The following is a 15,709-nucleotide window of genomic DNA, read 5'->3' on the forward strand; positions in this document are numbered from 1 at the left end:
ATAAGAACCGAGCGACGATCTACGAAGCGGCAGAAATTTCAGACGGCTTCAAAAGGTCGACAAACATCTCCACCAGGGTTTGCCGCTTTGTCTGAACCTGAAGCTCTTGCAGACTCCCCTCAAACCGCAAACGACCTTCATGGAGAAGCCCAAAAGAATCGCACAACCGTTCCGCTTCGTCCAGCCGATGCGTGCAAACAACAACCGCTTTGCCGACCGACCGCAGATGCGAGATGTATTCAAAAATGGTTTGGCTGCCGACCACATCCAAACCGCGCGTCGGTTCATCCAACAGCATCACGGGCGGGTCATGGATCAAACCGCGAACCAAAGTCACCCGCTGTCGCTGCCCGGTGCTTAAGCCGCCAGCACGACGATCGAGGAAACGCGTGATTTCCATCAAATCGGCTAGCTCTTTAAGCCGTTCGGCTGCCTCGGGAGGGTCGACTCCATAAAGATCCGCGAAATAAAGCAGCATTTCCCGAACGGTTAACCAGGGATAGACACCATCGCCCGCGGAAACAAATCCCAGCCGAGACTTAATCTCGGTGGTCTGTTCTCCGCCGCGAAACCCATCCACCTCAATCTCGCCGCTGTCGGGTTCTAGCAGCCCCAGAATCATCCGCAGGGTGGTGGTCTTTCCAGCGCCGTTGGGCCCCATCAAACCATAGACCTGGCCTGGTGAAACCGAAAAAGAGAGATTGTCGACCGCTTTCACAACGCCATGTTCAAGCGGAAACGTTTTTTCTAAAGCATGAACTTGCAGCATCGGGGCCAACAATCAAGAAAAGGCTAAGGAGGAACCGAACGAATCCTCTGCATCATAGCCGATTGGCAACATCGAGTGCTGTAGTCGCGCAGCCCTATTGCGAAGGGCGAGCGGGAGGAGCGATGCGCCGTGGCACAGACGCTCCCTCGTCGCTTAGGCTCACCCTCCCTGGGGGAGAGCTAAGCCTACGAAGTCCTTGCGAAGCAATCTCGCAGCCGTTCTAGCGAACGGGATTTTCACTTGGGACGGCTGCTTGTTCGGCTGCGGGGGCGTCCTGAGTCAGTCCCAACATCGAAGCCGCTTGATCGCCATCTTCAAAATCGATGACCACGGGATCGGTTCCTGGTTCAAGTTCCATGACCAATCCTGAAATTCGCCAACCTTCGGCTTCGTTCTGCATCGCCCAGACGACTTGGTACGTCGCATCTTCACCCTCTGGATTTTTTTCGATCCACAGCGAATGGACCAATGCGGAACCTTCGGCTTCAGGAACCGCTTCAGCGCGGGTTACTTCAAAGCGAGCCGCAGGCGATCCCATTGATCCCATTTTCAGACCGGTTCGCTGGCATTCAGCCTGTGCGCGCGTGGTCAACAGCCGAGCCGCTTCCACCTGGGCAGCACCGCCGCGGCGAACACGATCCAAGAATTCGCTTACCACGGCAACGGGAGAATTCGCATCCGGAGCGGCGTTCGCTTGCGCGGTCGCCGCTGCAGGACTTGTCGCCGTCGATTCCGCTGTCGGTTTTTCAGAACCACAACCGCAAATCACTAAGCCCATCAGGGCTACCAATCCATACTTCAACATATCAGCCCAATTCCAACGTAAAGGTTTTAATGGTTTCCTGTCGGTTTTCACTTATCAAGTGATAATTACAAGAATCAGACCAGGGGGTCAACGTCGATCGAAGCAGCACATTTCTTCGGCACCGACCAAAATCCGCGGCTCGCCCCGAACAGACCGCATGGACGTCCAACGCGACTTACCAACCGATGGAATCGAGGGCCCAGCGTCCCCCAACCCTCGGCCTAAAAGCCAATCCAATCCGCGACCATTTATGCCGTGATGTGGCAAATGAATGCTCGCGACTGGAGCAATCGACGCCCGCTTAAAACGGCCAAAAAAACGCACGCGTAGCGAGGTCGAGAGCGCCGCAAAGAAAGGCTAAGATGCACTTCTTTGCCACCTTCCTTTTCATCTTTCAGCAAATCCATTCATGACCGCTCAAGACCGCTCACTGCAACAGTACCATCAACTGATTCAGTTAAACGCTGCCAGCCATCTGCTGCGAATTGCAAGGCGGATCGGCTTATTTGATTTACTGCTAAAAGGGCAACATACCGCCCCGCAGATCATCGAAGCACTAAAACTGGAACCAGAACTGGCGATTTCGCTGCTGGATGCATTGAGGGCAACCGGAGCGATCGAACAGTACGGTGAAGATTTCGCATTAGCTCAGGTCACACGGCTGCTCAGCCAGTTCGATGCCGACCTTGGCGACGCAATGTGGGAAAAACTAGAGGCGGCACTCAAGGAAAATCTGTCCCCCGAAAGTGAACCCTATCACGCGGGGATCGCTGCAACCCAGTGGACGCATACGCGAACGGCTATGGAAGCGGCCGAAATGCTAAACATCGGCGAAGATCGCAAAGACCTTAAGATCGTTGATATCGCGTGCGGTTCCGCCGTTTGGAGCTGTGCGGTCGCCTATCAAGATCCCGGCAGCCAGGTGACCGCGATCGATTTTGCAGGAGCCCTGAAAGCGGCTGCCGCGACCGCGGAATCGATTGAGCTGGGTGATCGCTTCTCGGGACTCGCCGGCGATCCCCTGCAAGTAGAACTTCCTGCAAAGACCTACGACATGGCGATTCTCGCTCAGCGATTGCACAGTGAACCGACGGAAAAGGGAACCGAATGGCTAAAACGGATTCGTGCCAGCTTGGTCGACGGAGGTGAATTGATCGTCATCGACCTGTTCCAGACCACCGCGTCCCCCAAACTTGGCGAAGCGATTGAATCGCTAAAGATGAAACTGCATACCGACCAAGGGGGCGTCCGCTCGCCACAGGAAACCGAGCAGCAATTAAAGGATGCGGGCTTCGGATCTGCACAATTCAGCTACCTTCCTTCCAGCCACGTCAACATGGGCCTGATCATCGCCAAGGCCTAGATCGAACATGGGGAAAGGTGCCTCTGTGGCAAAACAATCCTGGGCCGGTCGATTTCGCTGAACAGAAATCGATCGGCCCTTATCTTGGATTATTTGGTGACGGGGTTTCGTTTTAAGCAGTCGCCAATTTGTCGCACGGCTTGCTGCAAACGTTCTTCACTCTCGACAAGGGCCAACCGCAGATAACCTTCGCCTGCTGGTCCAAATCCGCTGCCGGGGCTGACAACAACATTCCCATCTTCCAGCAACATCATGGCGAAATCGATCGTACTCATCGCCGATCGCCACGGTTCAGGGACCTGAGCCCACGCAAACATTCCGGCTTTGGGCGTCGGCACCTCCCAGCCCAACTGTCGCAAGCCTGCGACCAGCACATCACGGCGGCCTTGATAGATCGCCGACTGGGCCTCGACCGCCGCCTCGGTTTCTTTCAAAGCGACGATGGCGGCTAGCTGAACTGCTTGGAACATGCCGTAGTCATAGTATCCCTTGATCGTTGCGAGGGCTCGAATCATGTCGGGATTCCCTGCACAAAAACCGACTCGCCAGCCGGCCATGTTGTAGCCCTTGCTCATCGTCGTGAATTCGACGCCAACTTTACTTGCCCCCGGAGCCGCTAGGAAGCTTGGCGGCTGGTACCCGTCAAAAGCGACATCGGCGTAAGCAAAATCATGGATCACCATTAGGTCGTACTTCCGCGCCAGGCGGACGACTTCGATGAAAAAGGAAGGATCGATCGTCGCTGAAGAAGGATTGTGCGGGTAGTTGATGATCAATGCCTTGGGCCGAGGCGACAGATTTTCGCACGTATAAGCAACGTTTGAGAGAAATTTGTCCGGGTCCGCAACATCCAACGAAACAACATTTCCCGAGGCCAAAATGACCCCATACATGTGAATCGGAAAATAAGGTGCAGGAATGATCGCCGTATCGCCGGGCCCCAGCAGGGCAAGGCACATATGGGAAAAACCTTCTTTGCTGCCGATACAGGAAAGGATTTCGGATTCAGGATCCAGGGTCACGCCGTACTTGCGTTTGTATTTATTGGCGACTTCGCGACGCAGGCTGGCGATCCCATTCGCCTGGCTGTATCCATGATTTGCTTTATCCGAAGCCGCTTCGGCCAATTTGGCAATCACTTCAGGCTGCGGAGGATCGGAGGGATTTCCCATCCCCATATCGACCATATCGATCCCTTCGCTTCGCTTCTGGTACAGAATGGCGTTGATGCGTCCAAACATGTATGGCGGCAAACGCTCCAAGCGATCCGCGACACGAATCGCCATGGCCGGCTGATCGGCCATCGAACCACTGTTTTCCGAATTCACTGCGGAGCTATCAAGTTTGCTTGCGTCACTGGTCATGTTACTGCGCCACCGAGGGCGATCTTTGAAACGAAAGGGGTGCCAATAGTGCTACCTTTAACGGTAGCTTTATTGTCGGCATAAGTGCATGCGGGGGCAACGGTGCCCAAAAAAAACCGACCCCAGGCAATGCCCATGGTCGGTTTAAGTTCTTTAATCCGGCCGATTAGATCAGCGGAAAATCAAATTAGCGAGAAATAGGTGCGGTCGCCGAAGTTTGGCGAATCTTTCCCATCTGAGCCTGAACTTCCAGGAAGTTGTCGACCTGAGCCGCTTCCTTCAGTTCATCCATTTTGTTTGCCATCGCCAAACGCTGTTTCTTTTCATACAGGTCGCGAGTCAATTCTTCGCGAACCGCCTCGAAATCGGTCACAACAGGCTCGGTGAAACCAACACAACGAAGGATCACCCAGCGGTCAGCTCCGGTCGAAATGATTCCACTCATCGCTTCCACACCGCCTGGTTTCAGCTTAAAAGCTTCTCGCTCCAAGGTCTCTTGACCATTGTGGCGAGCCAGTGGGGGGACGCGGCCGTTGTTGCTTTGGCTCATCGGTTCAATCGAATACTGACTGGCCAATTCACCGAAGAACGAATCGGTTGGGTTGGCACGAGCCATATCCCAAACCTTTTGAGCGGTCCGTTGGTCGCCAAGGACGACGGCAAGAACTTCACAGCGGACGCCGTAATTCGCCTCGAAACCTTTTCGCAGGTCTTCTTGCGTGACGCTAAATTGACCGTCAACCAGTTTCTTCAAGGCGACCGATGGCCAAACGGCATCGCGAATATACAGTTCCTGTGCGCTTTGGTCCGCATCGGCCAACATCGCTTGCATCCAGCTATCGACGTCCGCTTTGCCGTCGGCATCGACATAGCCAAAGGAGACGGCGGCTCGTTCGACTTCGGCTTTCAGATCAGCCGATTCGACCTTGATGTTCGATTTGCCCAATGCTTGGGTCAATAGTTTTCGGTTTACCTCACCATCCAAAACGGCCGTCCCGTGGCGTTCGATACATTCCGCAGCCACTTGAGCCACGGTCATCTTCTGTCCATTGACGATCGCTGCGACGCCGGGATATTCCTTGGTTTTGGCCTCGTCGCCAAGGACTTTGACAACGTTTGCATCGGCCTGCAATTTTGCGAACAGTTTCGAAGCCGAAACGCGAACTTTCTCGTCCACGATCCGGTCGCTGATCTGTTGCATGATCATTGGGCGGGCATGCGGGGCAGGGGGGGTTTCGGGCAAGTGACGGACGCACTGCAAAACAACCCATTGATCTCCCAGGGGATAGACCTTGGAGATTTCATTTTCTTTTAGGTTAAACGCGATCGCTTCAAAATCGGCGTCGCCGGTGTACTGGCGAATCGGTGGGATCAACCCATGCACGCTGGCACTGGTTTCGTCTTCGCTGTGCCGCATTGCCAGCTCGCCAAACTGCTCCGGTGCCTTCTCAGCCATCGATCGCAGTTGTTCCGCTTTGACACGGTCGGCAACCATGATCATCCGGCACTTCACCGAAGGTCCGAACTGACTAAGGAATGCTTTATCACGTTCCTCTTGAGTCACCTTCACTTCGTCGGCAACCAGAGCTCGCAGAGAAAGCATCGGCCAGACCACGTCCTTGCTGTACTGCTGCGGCGAGAAATCTCGCTCTTCCTGCAACAGTTGCAAATAGGATTCGGTTGTCAGGCCAAATTTCTTCGCAATCCGAATCACTTCGTCTTGGACATCTTGCCCGGTGATCTGAATTCCTTTGGCTTTACACGCCTGTACGATCAGGTAACGGTTTACCATTTCGTCTAAGACTTCTTCGCCGTGGCGAAGAACAACTTCTTTCGCCAATTGATCACGAGTAATCGGATCAGCATTGACCACCGCAACCACATTATTTGTGGGAGCTTGAGCCAGGGCGTAAGAATTGGGCTGAACGTTCCATCCAGCAATCCCCGTAGTCAGGGTCAACAATAGCGTTGCACGCAGAGTCCACACGTTCATGTCGGTTCCTCCTTGAACCAGTCTCTGTTCAGTGGACGCCCGCCGAAAAAGGACTGGCGAGCGATCGATACTCGGGAACTTTAGGAAAATTCCAATTTGGGCTCAAGTCCAATTAATCCGAGCGTTTTCAAGCTCCGCAAAGACTCGCTCGGCATTTGGGACATGTAAAGAATAAGCAAAGAAAGCCTGGCTCCCCTCGCCCTCAAAACAAGCTCGCTTAAAAACAGGTTGGATATTGAATCAACGGTTCGCCAGCTAGTTCAGTTGAATGCGATTCAAAGGCTTGTTTTGGGGGAGAGGGGGCCGACAGAGGTAGGCAAGGGATGGCATAACCGCTTGAAATACGGTGCGTTATCTGGGGCTGCACTGCAGAATCGCCTCACAGAAATCCCCCCCTCTCCCCCAGCCCTCTCCCCCAAGCAAGCTTCGCCAAATCAAACGAAAAGGCAGGGACTACGGAATGAGCTAGCTAAGATTTCTTCCGCAACAAAGAGCTTGCTTAGGGGCGAGGGGAGCCAGACTTTCGTCAGCTATAAATTTCACGTCCCTAGTGCCTGCCGCGGCGGGAACGGACATCGCGGATAACAAGCGTTAATCTATTTGTGACAGTTCCTGCTGTGCGGCAGAAAATCCCGAGGCCCGGAGCGTCGGGCTCATTCAATGCCGGGCAGAAACAATGCGCACGGCTTCGAAAACCGTTAATAAGTCACCAATAGGTTTCACGTCCAACGAGGGCAACAAAGCCCCGTCCCCCCCCGATATGCGTTTCCCTCGAACGGAAACGCCCAACATTGCGAACGTGTTGTCGCCTTTTCTTTTTGCCCTAGACATTGGCGGCGGTGGTTTCGTATTTGTCGCTTGAAGGTGGTCGCTGACAAAGCTGCCGCTTTTCCCAAGCTTGAAAATCTGAATCCAGTACCAATTTGCCAGTGAGGCATTGAGCACGATGAACGTAAATGTAAACTTTTTCTCTTGGATACGAGACGGCGTCCGACAGTCGGTTTTGCTTGGCGTAAGCGACGCCATTGAAACCTTGGGGACCCCTGCTGAAGAAGCCGAACTCCATCCAGGCGTTGCCGCTTTCCTGCAGAACGATAAGGAAGAATCCAAAACATCCACGCGACGAGTCACCAATTCGACTCGCAACCGCAAGCGTTTGGGTAAATCCTTAAAAGAACTGGATACGGCTGACAAATAAACCTCCGTCTGCCAGAAATGATTTCCTAGATGCCTGCTTCAAACGACGCGCGACCCGCTGTAATTTTGCTCTCCGGCGGCTTGGACAGTGCCACTTGCTTGGCAATCGCTCAAGCCGACGGATTTGCACCCCATGCGATTAGCTTTCGTTATGGTCAGCGTCATTTGCACGAACTGGAATGTGCGCGGCGTCTTGGGGAGCGGATGAAGGTTGTCTCGCACCGAATTATCGATATCAATTTGGCGCAGTTCGGTGGGTCGGCGTTAACCGATGCGGGGATCGCCGTTCCCAAGCATGACACAACGGCCCAGATGGAAGCAGGAATCCCCGTTACCTACGTCCCGGCAAGGAACACGGTTTTCCTCTCGCTGGCGCTTGCGATGGCAGAAACGCTGGGCAGTCGCGATATTTTCATCGGAGTCAATGCACTCGACTACAGCGGCTATCCAGATTGCCGGCCTGAATTTATCGAATCCTTTGAGAAAACGGCGAACTTGGCGACCAAAATTGGCGTCGAGCAACCGGGTGCGATTCGCATCCACGCTCCCCTGTTGAAGTGGACCAAAGCCGAAATCATCGCCAAAGGGATCTCGCTAGGCGTCGATTACTCGGCGACGAATTCATGCTATGACCCCGAATCAGATGGCTCCGCCTGCATGCGGTGTGACGCCTGTCTCCTGCGTCTGAAGGGTTTTGCAGAGAACGGTTTAACCGATCCAGCGATCGCAAAAAACTGATTCACGCCATCGCTAAGCGAACCATTGCAGATCGCCTTGTGCCTCGAAAGCATTTTCGTAGTGCTGCAGTTTGAGCGGTTCGGGTTCACCGGTCGGCCACCAAACCGCGATCACATCAAAACGTGCAGGGTGCTCAAGCAACTGGTGCCGCTTCAGGAACCGCAAGGCGGCTCTTGTCAGTCGAGCTTGCTTCGTCTGATCGACGCGGTCTGCAGGGTGCCCTGGGCGCGTACTGGCCAACGTTTTGACCTCGACGAATACAATCTGTCGATGTTGCAGGGCAATCAAATCGATCTCGCCAGCTCGATCGCGTTCACTTTCGGCGATCACGGTGTACTTTTTGCGGCGCAGGTAGCGGGCGGCGACCTGTTCACCACGTCGCCCCAGCGGGGCTTCGGGATCGACACGTCCGTACCGCCAATCGAGATAGCGTCCCTGCGATTCGCGCAGCCAATCTCCCCAGCCCTTCGTTCGGATTTTCACGGCGTCTGCCCCCGTTAGGTTCCAATCCAGCGCGACTAAACGTTGCCAAGGAAAAGTCGGTCGACAAAAAAACACGCTTCGGAGCGATGGGCTCCCAAGCGTGTTTTATCGATTTCAGCTGACAAATCAATCAAAAAGCGGATTGATTTAGCTTCGGCGACGCTCTTTCAGACGAACGGCTTTACCGACGCGGTCACGCAAGAAGTACAGTTTGGCGCGACGTACGACGCTGCTGCGAGTCACTTCCACTTTGGAAATACGTGGGCTGTGGATGGGGAACTTTCGTTCCACACCTTCGCCAGCGACGATGCGGCGAACCATGAACATTTCACGAGCGCCTGCACCACTTCGGGCGATGACAACTCCGGAGAAAACCTGGATACGCTCTTTGCTGCCTTCCAAAATCTTGGTGTGGACATCAACGGTATCGCCGATTTCGAACTGCGGGACATCTTCTTTCAGACTTGATTTTTCGACCAAGTCAATAATTTGTTGAGACATTATCTAATTCCGAATGCTTAAGGATTTGTTCGTTTTGTATGCGTTGGGAGAATCCTAGTTTTCACTAAGAATCCGTTTTGGGATCGGTTTGTGAGTGCTCACTGAGTAAATCTTGTCGTCGTTCCGCCGTCCGCGTCAGGCTGGCTTCCGCCCGCCAAGCCGCAATTCGCTGGTGGTCTCCCTCCAGCAAAACGTCGGGAACTCGATGTCCACGATACTCACGAGGCCGCGTGTATTGTGGGAATTCCAGCAACCGATTTCCGCGGCTGAAAGAATCATCAAAATTACTTAGTTCGTCACCGAGGACGCCGGGAATTAACCGGACGACCGCATCAATCACAATCATCGCAGCGACTTCGCCTCCATTGAGTACAAAATCGCCGACACTCACTTCTTCAGGTTCCAAAATATCCATAACCCGTTGATCAAATCCTTCGTAGCGACCGCACATCAGCAGCACTCGAGGACTCGTTGCAAGATCTTCGGCCAGACGCTGGTCCAGTTTCTTTCCTTGCGGAGTCAGCACAATTCGGCGGGCAGGCAATTCGCATTCCCGATCGATTTGTTCGACACATTCAACGGTTGGCGGCGCTTGGATCAACATCCCTGGGCCTCCGCCAAACGGGCGATCATCGATTTTGTTGTGTTTCGGATCGTGTGACCACTCTCGCAGATCATGTCGATGGATTTGCACCAGTTCGCGTTCAATTGCCTTATTCAGAAGGCTTTGCGTCAGGTAACCATCAAAGATTGCTGGAAACAGCGTCACGATGTCAAACCGCATCGATGATTCCGTTGGTTATTCGGTCGCTTCAGGAGCAGCAGCTTCATCGGAAGCCTCTGCAGCAGGTTCTTCCACAGCCGCTTCTTCTTTCTTGGCAGGCTTTGGTGGAGCCGCTGGAGCGGGAGCCCACTCGTAGTGCTTCCGTTTGCCTAGGCGATCGAGGGCTTCTTGCTGTTTTTCGAGGTGAGTGCCACCGATACCGTATTTTTTGATCAGGACGCCAGCTTTATCGCTAGGCTGAGCCCCAACGCTGATCCAATAGTTGATCCGCTCACCATTGAGGATTGCCCGAGCATCGGTTTCGGGAATCATGGGATCATAATGTCCCAGTTCTTCAATGACGCGACCATCACGCGGGGAGCGTTGATCAACCGCACAGAGGCGGAAGAATGGACGATGGGTTCGGCCCATTTTTTTCAATCGAATTCGTACTGCCACAGTTCTCTGACTCCTGGAATCTAATTCCGTCGTACTAAGTTAAAAAATCACTTTCGTTTCGTCGTCCGATAGCTCTCGCTACCAAGGCCCTCGAACCGTTCGAGGCACCAGTCTGAAAATGAGTGGTTACTTCCCGCGACGTTTCTGCCGCAGCTCTTTATCGCGTTGCTTACGCAACTTTGCTTTTTCACGAGGACTTAAGCGCTTGCCCGTCCCCTTCTTGACTTTGATCCCACCCGCACCCGGGTCGGACATCATCCCGCTACTCTGAATTTGTCGCATCATTTGCATGCGATCGCCAGCATTCCCGCCAGCCATCATCTGCATGACCGGTTTCATCTGTTCAAACTGTTTCACCAGCTGGTTGACCGCGGGTGCCTGAACCCCAGCTCCGGCGGCGATTCGCGCCCTCCGCGGAGCATCGATCAATTTCGGATTCCGGCGTTCCGATTTGGTCATACTGTTGATCAAACCGATGGTTTGCTTGACGCCACCGGTGACGTCTTCATTCTGCATCAGATCCTTCATCTGCCCCATTCCGGGCATCAAAGACATCATCTTGCCCATCAATCCAGGCTTGGCAACTTTTTCCATCAAGCCCTTGAAATCGTCCAGCGTCATTTCGCCGGAGGCCATCTTCTCTTCTAGCTCTTCTCGTTCGCTTTCGTCGACGATCCGGTGGGCTTCGCGAGCGGCGGCCACCATATCGCCCATCTGCAGAATCCTGCTAGCCATTCCTTCAGGGCGGAATGGTTCAAGCGATTCCAGATGTTCACCGGTCCCGATGAATTTGATCGGGACGCCGGTAACCTGCTTCACCGACAGCAACGCTCCACCACGAGCGTCCCCATCCAGCTTGGTCATCACAACGCCGTCCAGTTCCAGTTCCTTATTAAAGGCTCCGGCACTGTTGACGGCATCTTGACCGGTCATCCCGTCGACGACGAGGTAAACTTGATCGGGCTTTACTCGCTTATCGATCCGAGCAAGCTCGGCCATTAATTCCTTGTCGATTGCCAGTCGACCCGCTGTATCCAGGATAACCACGCGGGATCCGTCGGCTTCGGCCTGCTTGACCCCGGCCTGGCAGACCTTGACCGGGTCTTTTTCTCCGGCGTCGCTATAAACCGGGACCCCTAATTGCCGCCCAATAACATGCAATTGTTCGATGGCAGCAGGGCGTTGCAAGTCGGCAGCGACCAAGGTCGGCGTGATCTTTTCTTCCAGCAACAACTGAGCCAGTTTGCCACAGGTCGTCGTTTTCCCGGCCCCCTGCAAACCGCAAAGCATCAGAATCGTGCAGCCTGACTTCTTCAGATGAAGCGAGGTATCGACGGGCCCCAGAATCGACACCAATTCGTCATAAACGATTCGGATCAATTCTTCATGCGGCCGCAGACTAAGCAGAACCCGCTGACCGAGAGCTCGCTCGGTCACATGCTCCATAAAATCTTTTACGACCGAGTAGTTAACATCGGCCTCTAGCATCGCTTGCTCGACGGTCTGAAGACCCTCGCGCATATTGCCCTCGGTTAGCTTGCCCTTACCACGAAGGCTTTTAAAGGCAGATTGCAGTCCATCTGAGAGCGAATCAAACATAATACAGGCGGCTATCTGAACACAGAGCACCCAGCATCAACGAATTGCGGGGTGGAAAGCCCCGAATTGTAGTCGAAAGGTGCCAAACCTGTAAATGGACCGCTATTGAACTACCGCTTCCAGGCGGCTTGGGGCCGGAGCCTCGGCCTCCACAGGGATTCTCAGGCTGAACGTCGCACCACGCCCCACACCCTCACTATGCGCCTCCAACGCCCCCCCCATCTCTTGGCACGCCAAGGCGCTGCTGTGCAATCCAAAACCGTGCCCCTCTTTGCGAGTCGTGAAGCCGTGAGAGAAGATCTTGGTCAGATGTTCGACGGGGATTCCTACCCCACGATCACTCACCATCACTCGAACTTCTTTCTCATCTCCGGTGATGGCCACGGTGACGACGCGGTTCTCTTCCGGCACTTTTTCCATCGCATGCCTTGCATTGCTGACCAAATTGACCAACACCTGCACAACCTTGTGCCGATCAGCGCAGACATACGGAACCAAATCGAATTGACGCTCCACCCGCATTCGGTGCCGTTCCATCGCGACCGAATCAATTTTCAGCGCGTCTTCCACAACGGCAGTGAGATCCAGCCTTTCAAGATTCCCTCCGGTACAGGCCAACGACTGCTGCATGCTAACGATTTCTTTAATGTGTTCGACGTTCCCCATCAGCGAACGCAGCTCTCCCTGGCACAGCGTGCGATCCTTCTGCAACGACGCGGCCAACTCTTTCAAGAATGCGGGGATCGCCTGCCCGCGCGGGTCCTCTCCAAAGAACCGCGCAAGATCTCCTTCATGATCCAGGATCAGGTCGGCCGCTTTCCTAAACGTGAGGGCTCGACTTCGCTGCAGCGTATCGAGCAATAGGTTTGCCGAGACATTCACGCTATTCAGAACGTTCCCAACATTATGCAAAACGCCTGTGGCAACCTCGGCCATACCGGCCTGACGAGAGACCTTCAGCAACTTACTGGAAAGAATCGACTTTTCGACCTCCGCCTGTTTCCGTTCAGTGATATCGCTTTCGATTGCAATGAAGCGAACCAACGTGCCGTACTCGTCATAGATAGGGCGAAGTTCCACCGCCAACCAGAATGGCTGCCCTGACTTGGAGTAATAGATCAGTTCTTCATCGACGCCTGTCTGCGTTCGAATCGCGTCATCAATTTTCTCGATGGACGCCAAATCGGTTTCCGCACCATACAAGAACTGCATCGGCTGCTTACCGATCACTTCGTCCAGGGTGTAACCGGTGATCCGCGTGAACCCGGCGTTCACCCATTCGATCCGTCCTACAGGGTCCCGAATCATGACGCCGTTATCGGTGTACTGAGCGACCAGTGCCAATTTCTCCGCTTCGCAGATCGCCTTAGCCAATTCTTGATTCATGCGAACCAACTGCCGCGTCCGTTCAAGGATCTTTGCTTCCAAGTCCTCGTTTGCTTGTCGATCTTTGCGCGCATGTCGAACGAGGCAAACAAACTGGTAGGCACAGTAGCCAATCAACATCAAAACCAATACCGACAGGGCTCCGCGATAAGCATTGGTGACGGCCAACTGCTGCTGATTTCGATGATTTTCCAAACGCATCAGATCGGCTGCAAACGCGCTAAGAGGAACTCGCACCAGCGCCTGAATCGTCGCATCCAGTTCAGTCCGCAGTTCAAGCAATTTCTGCGAGTGCCGGATGGTCAATTCCCATGCTTCGGATTTCTCTGCCAGAGGATCGGGCTGAATTGCCCTCAGCGATTGCAGTGCGTCTTGAAACTCGATGCGATCCGCCTCCAACCCCGCCACGCAGAACCGAGCCCCCGCCACTTCGATTCGTGCAAGTGCCGCATGGGCTTCATACGTCGGAGTCTGCTCCATCGCCTCTCTTACGTTGTGCATGAACCCTGCTAATGAATTATTCACGATCGCATGGTTCGCTTTGAAATCGCCGGACAGCTGTACCTTCTGGTTGGCCAAACGGCCCAGTTCAGCCAGATCGATCGGCCCCCCCCAATCCGCCCCCACGATTTGCAACTCTTCGGTTCCGCGGACGCTCTCTTGCAACGCGTGCTCCAGCGCCGAAAGCTCGTCATAGTCCGAGACCAAGCCCAGACGCACGGAAAGGACCGCCGAATCTAAATCGATATTGCGTTGATTAAGGGTCCGCACCGTCTCGGCAACGATGCCGAATCGACCGCTACTGGTATCGGTGGAACGTGGCAACAACCAGCCGCTAACAATGACCAACAGTGCGAGGAAAAGTGCGTTTAGCGCATTCCGTTTCATTTCAGTTCCTCTGGCAGCCTGCCGGATAGGGATTGCAGAAAGATCTCGATCTTCTGCACTTCGCTTTGGCTTAACGTGGCCCCCAATTGATGAATCGCCATTACCTTGATCGCGTCCTCTAAAGTCTCACTTCGTCCATCGTGAAAGTAGGGAGCGGTTTGTGCAATGTTTCTTAGCGTTGGAACTTTGAACCGGCACATATCATCGGGGCGGTTCGTCACATTGAAGCGGCCTCGATCCTCGATTGTTTGCTGGCGATCCGCGGTATCGCCCTCACCGATCACTCCAAATTTCTGAAACAGATTTCCCCCCACCGTTCGCCCTTGATGACAGGCAATGCAGCCAATCCGCTTGAACAGCAAATAGCCTTCCTTTGCCGATTCACTGATCGCATGCTCCTCACCAAGCAGGTAAAGATCGAAAGGTGCATCCATGGTTACCAACGCTCTCTCATACGTTGCGATGGCATTGCAGAGTGCATGCTCATTGACGCCCTGGGGGTAAACTTCTTCGAATCGTGTTCGGAAATCACGATCGCGACTCAAACGTTCAACGATCATGTCCCAGTTGGCGTCCATTTCGAAAGGATTGTGAATCGGTTCCTGCATCTGTTCTTCAAGCGTCGCAACCCTCCCATCCCAAAACTGTGCGACGGAAAGGCTGCAGTTCAATACCGTGGGGCTATTTAGATTTCCGATGGCCTGCTCGATTCCGATCGCAACAGGCAATCCATCATCGCCACCACTGGCGACCTGATGACACGTCGAACAAGCGATCTTTTCGTTTCGCGAAAGACGCGGATCATTGAATAGCGCACGCCCAAGTTGAACCTTGGCAGGGTCCAGGCCGACAGGCCGAACCAACGGCCGGATCGGCTCACTCCAATCATCCTTCGCCAAAACCGCAACGATTCCCTCCGATTTTTCGCCGACGCTGGAAGATGGATCCAGCGTTGAATCCAGACGAGGAAACACCCCGCTTGCCAACCACGCAAACAGCGGCAAGGAAATCCCGATCAGATCCCATCGAATTTTTCGCAAACGGCTCATCCAATCCCCCACTTGAAAGCTGTTCCTCGCCACAAGAAGAATTTCTTATTGTTTCCGGTGAACCCTAGAACGGTCCTGATCGGACTAAGCCGTCTTCCAACGGCTTTGCGGAGACCCGTAGAAGCAAACGTGGCCCGCGAGCATGAGGGGCAGGGCAAGAGATCGCCAGAGCGGAAAACACTTCTTGAATCGATAGTGTTTTAGGGGAACTACCGATTAATCAGGCAAAGGCCGACTGGCGACCGGCAGGGCCTCGCTCCGATTCGGTCGCGATTAAAGGTCACGCCTCCCCTAACGAAAACAGCATTGAGGGGGGGTGGAGCGTTCTTTCACGCGGGACGTGAAATGGATC

At 54.1% G+C, this 15,709-nt stretch carries 14 protein-coding genes; 3 read left to right on the forward strand and 11 right to left on the reverse strand.

Annotated elements, in window-relative coordinates:
• Positions 1-19 precede the first annotated feature (19 nt).
• A complete protein-coding gene (locus FF011L_RS20600; RefSeq protein ID WP_145353845.1) occupies positions 20-769 on the reverse strand; it encodes an ATP-binding cassette domain-containing protein in 750 nt (249 codons plus the stop codon).
• Between the two features lie 220 nt (positions 770-989).
• On the reverse strand, positions 990-1,574 hold the full coding sequence (locus tag FF011L_RS20605; protein ID WP_145353847.1) for a hypothetical protein: 585 nt from the start codon (positions 1,572-1,574) through the stop codon (positions 990-992).
• A gap of 409 nt (positions 1,575-1,983) precedes the next feature.
• Here FF011L_RS20605 and FF011L_RS20610 point away from each other — a divergent pair, with 409 nt between their 5' ends.
• The gene (locus tag FF011L_RS20610) at positions 1,984-2,937 is read left to right on the forward strand and encodes a class I SAM-dependent methyltransferase (protein WP_145353849.1); all 954 of its coding nucleotides are present in this window, start codon (positions 1,984-1,986) and stop codon (positions 2,935-2,937) included.
• Between the two features lie 89 nt (positions 2,938-3,026).
• Here the strand turns inward: FF011L_RS20610 and FF011L_RS20615 are convergent, their stop codons facing one another.
• Together FF011L_RS20615 and FF011L_RS20620 are read right to left on the reverse strand one after the other, a co-directional pair.
• Positions 3,027-4,241 carry an aminotransferase class I/II-fold pyridoxal phosphate-dependent enzyme gene (locus FF011L_RS20615; RefSeq protein ID WP_246109938.1) on the reverse strand — a complete coding sequence of 405 codons (1,215 nt, stop codon included), beginning with the start codon at positions 4,239-4,241 and terminating at the stop codon, positions 3,027-3,029.
• 247 nt (positions 4,242-4,488) lie between these two features.
• Positions 4,489-6,294 (reverse strand): peptidylprolyl isomerase, encoded by a 1,806-nt coding sequence (locus FF011L_RS20620; protein WP_145353852.1) that lies wholly within the window; start codon positions 6,292-6,294, stop codon positions 4,489-4,491.
• Positions 6,295-7,240: 946 nt separating this feature from the next.
• Between FF011L_RS20620 and FF011L_RS20625 the strand changes: the two genes are divergently transcribed.
• Both FF011L_RS20625 and queC read left to right on the forward strand, forming a co-directional pair.
• Complete coding sequence (locus tag FF011L_RS20625; protein WP_145353854.1) at positions 7,241-7,492, forward strand: hypothetical protein; 252 nt, start codon at positions 7,241-7,243, stop codon at positions 7,490-7,492.
• 29 nt (positions 7,493-7,521) lie between these two features.
• Entirely contained in the window at positions 7,522-8,229 is a 708-nt protein-coding gene (queC, locus tag FF011L_RS20630; protein ID WP_145353856.1) for a 7-cyano-7-deazaguanine synthase QueC, read from the forward strand.
• Between the two features lie 12 nt (positions 8,230-8,241).
• Here the strand turns inward: queC and FF011L_RS20635 are convergent, their stop codons facing one another.
• The 7 genes from FF011L_RS20635 to FF011L_RS20665 all read right to left on the reverse strand — a co-directional run bounded on the left by FF011L_RS20635 (position 8,242) and on the right by FF011L_RS20665 (position 15,357).
• Positions 8,242-8,712, reverse strand: a complete 471-nt coding sequence (locus tag FF011L_RS20635; protein WP_145353858.1) for a YraN family protein — start codon at positions 8,710-8,712, stop codon at positions 8,242-8,244.
• 147 nt (positions 8,713-8,859) lie between these two features.
• Positions 8,860-9,213 carry a 50S ribosomal protein L19 gene (gene rplS / locus FF011L_RS20640; RefSeq protein WP_145353860.1) on the reverse strand — a complete coding sequence of 118 codons (354 nt, stop codon included), beginning with the start codon at positions 9,211-9,213 and terminating at the stop codon, positions 8,860-8,862.
• Positions 9,214-9,277: 64 nt separating this feature from the next.
• Entirely contained in the window at positions 9,278-9,997 is a 720-nt protein-coding gene (gene trmD, locus FF011L_RS20645) for a tRNA (guanosine(37)-N1)-methyltransferase TrmD (RefSeq protein WP_145353862.1), read from the reverse strand.
• Positions 9,998-10,012: 15 nt separating this feature from the next.
• Complete coding sequence (rpsP, locus tag FF011L_RS20650; protein ID WP_315851715.1) at positions 10,013-10,417, reverse strand: 30S ribosomal protein S16; 405 nt, start codon at positions 10,415-10,417, stop codon at positions 10,013-10,015.
• A 144-nt stretch (positions 10,418-10,561) separates the two neighbouring features.
• Positions 10,562-12,034: a signal recognition particle protein gene (gene ffh / locus FF011L_RS20655; protein WP_145353866.1), complete on the reverse strand. Its 1,473-nt coding sequence runs from the start codon at positions 12,032-12,034 to the stop codon at positions 10,562-10,564.
• A 102-nt stretch (positions 12,035-12,136) separates the two neighbouring features.
• A complete protein-coding gene (locus FF011L_RS20660) occupies positions 12,137-14,308 on the reverse strand; it encodes a DAHL domain-containing protein (RefSeq protein WP_145353868.1) in 2,172 nt (723 codons plus the stop codon).
• Entirely contained in the window at positions 14,305-15,357 is a 1,053-nt protein-coding gene (locus FF011L_RS20665; protein WP_145353870.1) for a cytochrome-c peroxidase, read from the reverse strand. Before FF011L_RS20665 ends, FF011L_RS20660 begins: the two co-directional genes overlap by 4 nt.
• Positions 15,358-15,709 lie beyond the last annotated feature (352 nt).

This window comes from Roseimaritima multifibrata, assembly GCF_007741495.1.
In the GTDB taxonomy this organism is placed as follows: Bacteria; Planctomycetota; Planctomycetia; order Pirellulales; family Pirellulaceae; genus Roseimaritima; species Roseimaritima multifibrata.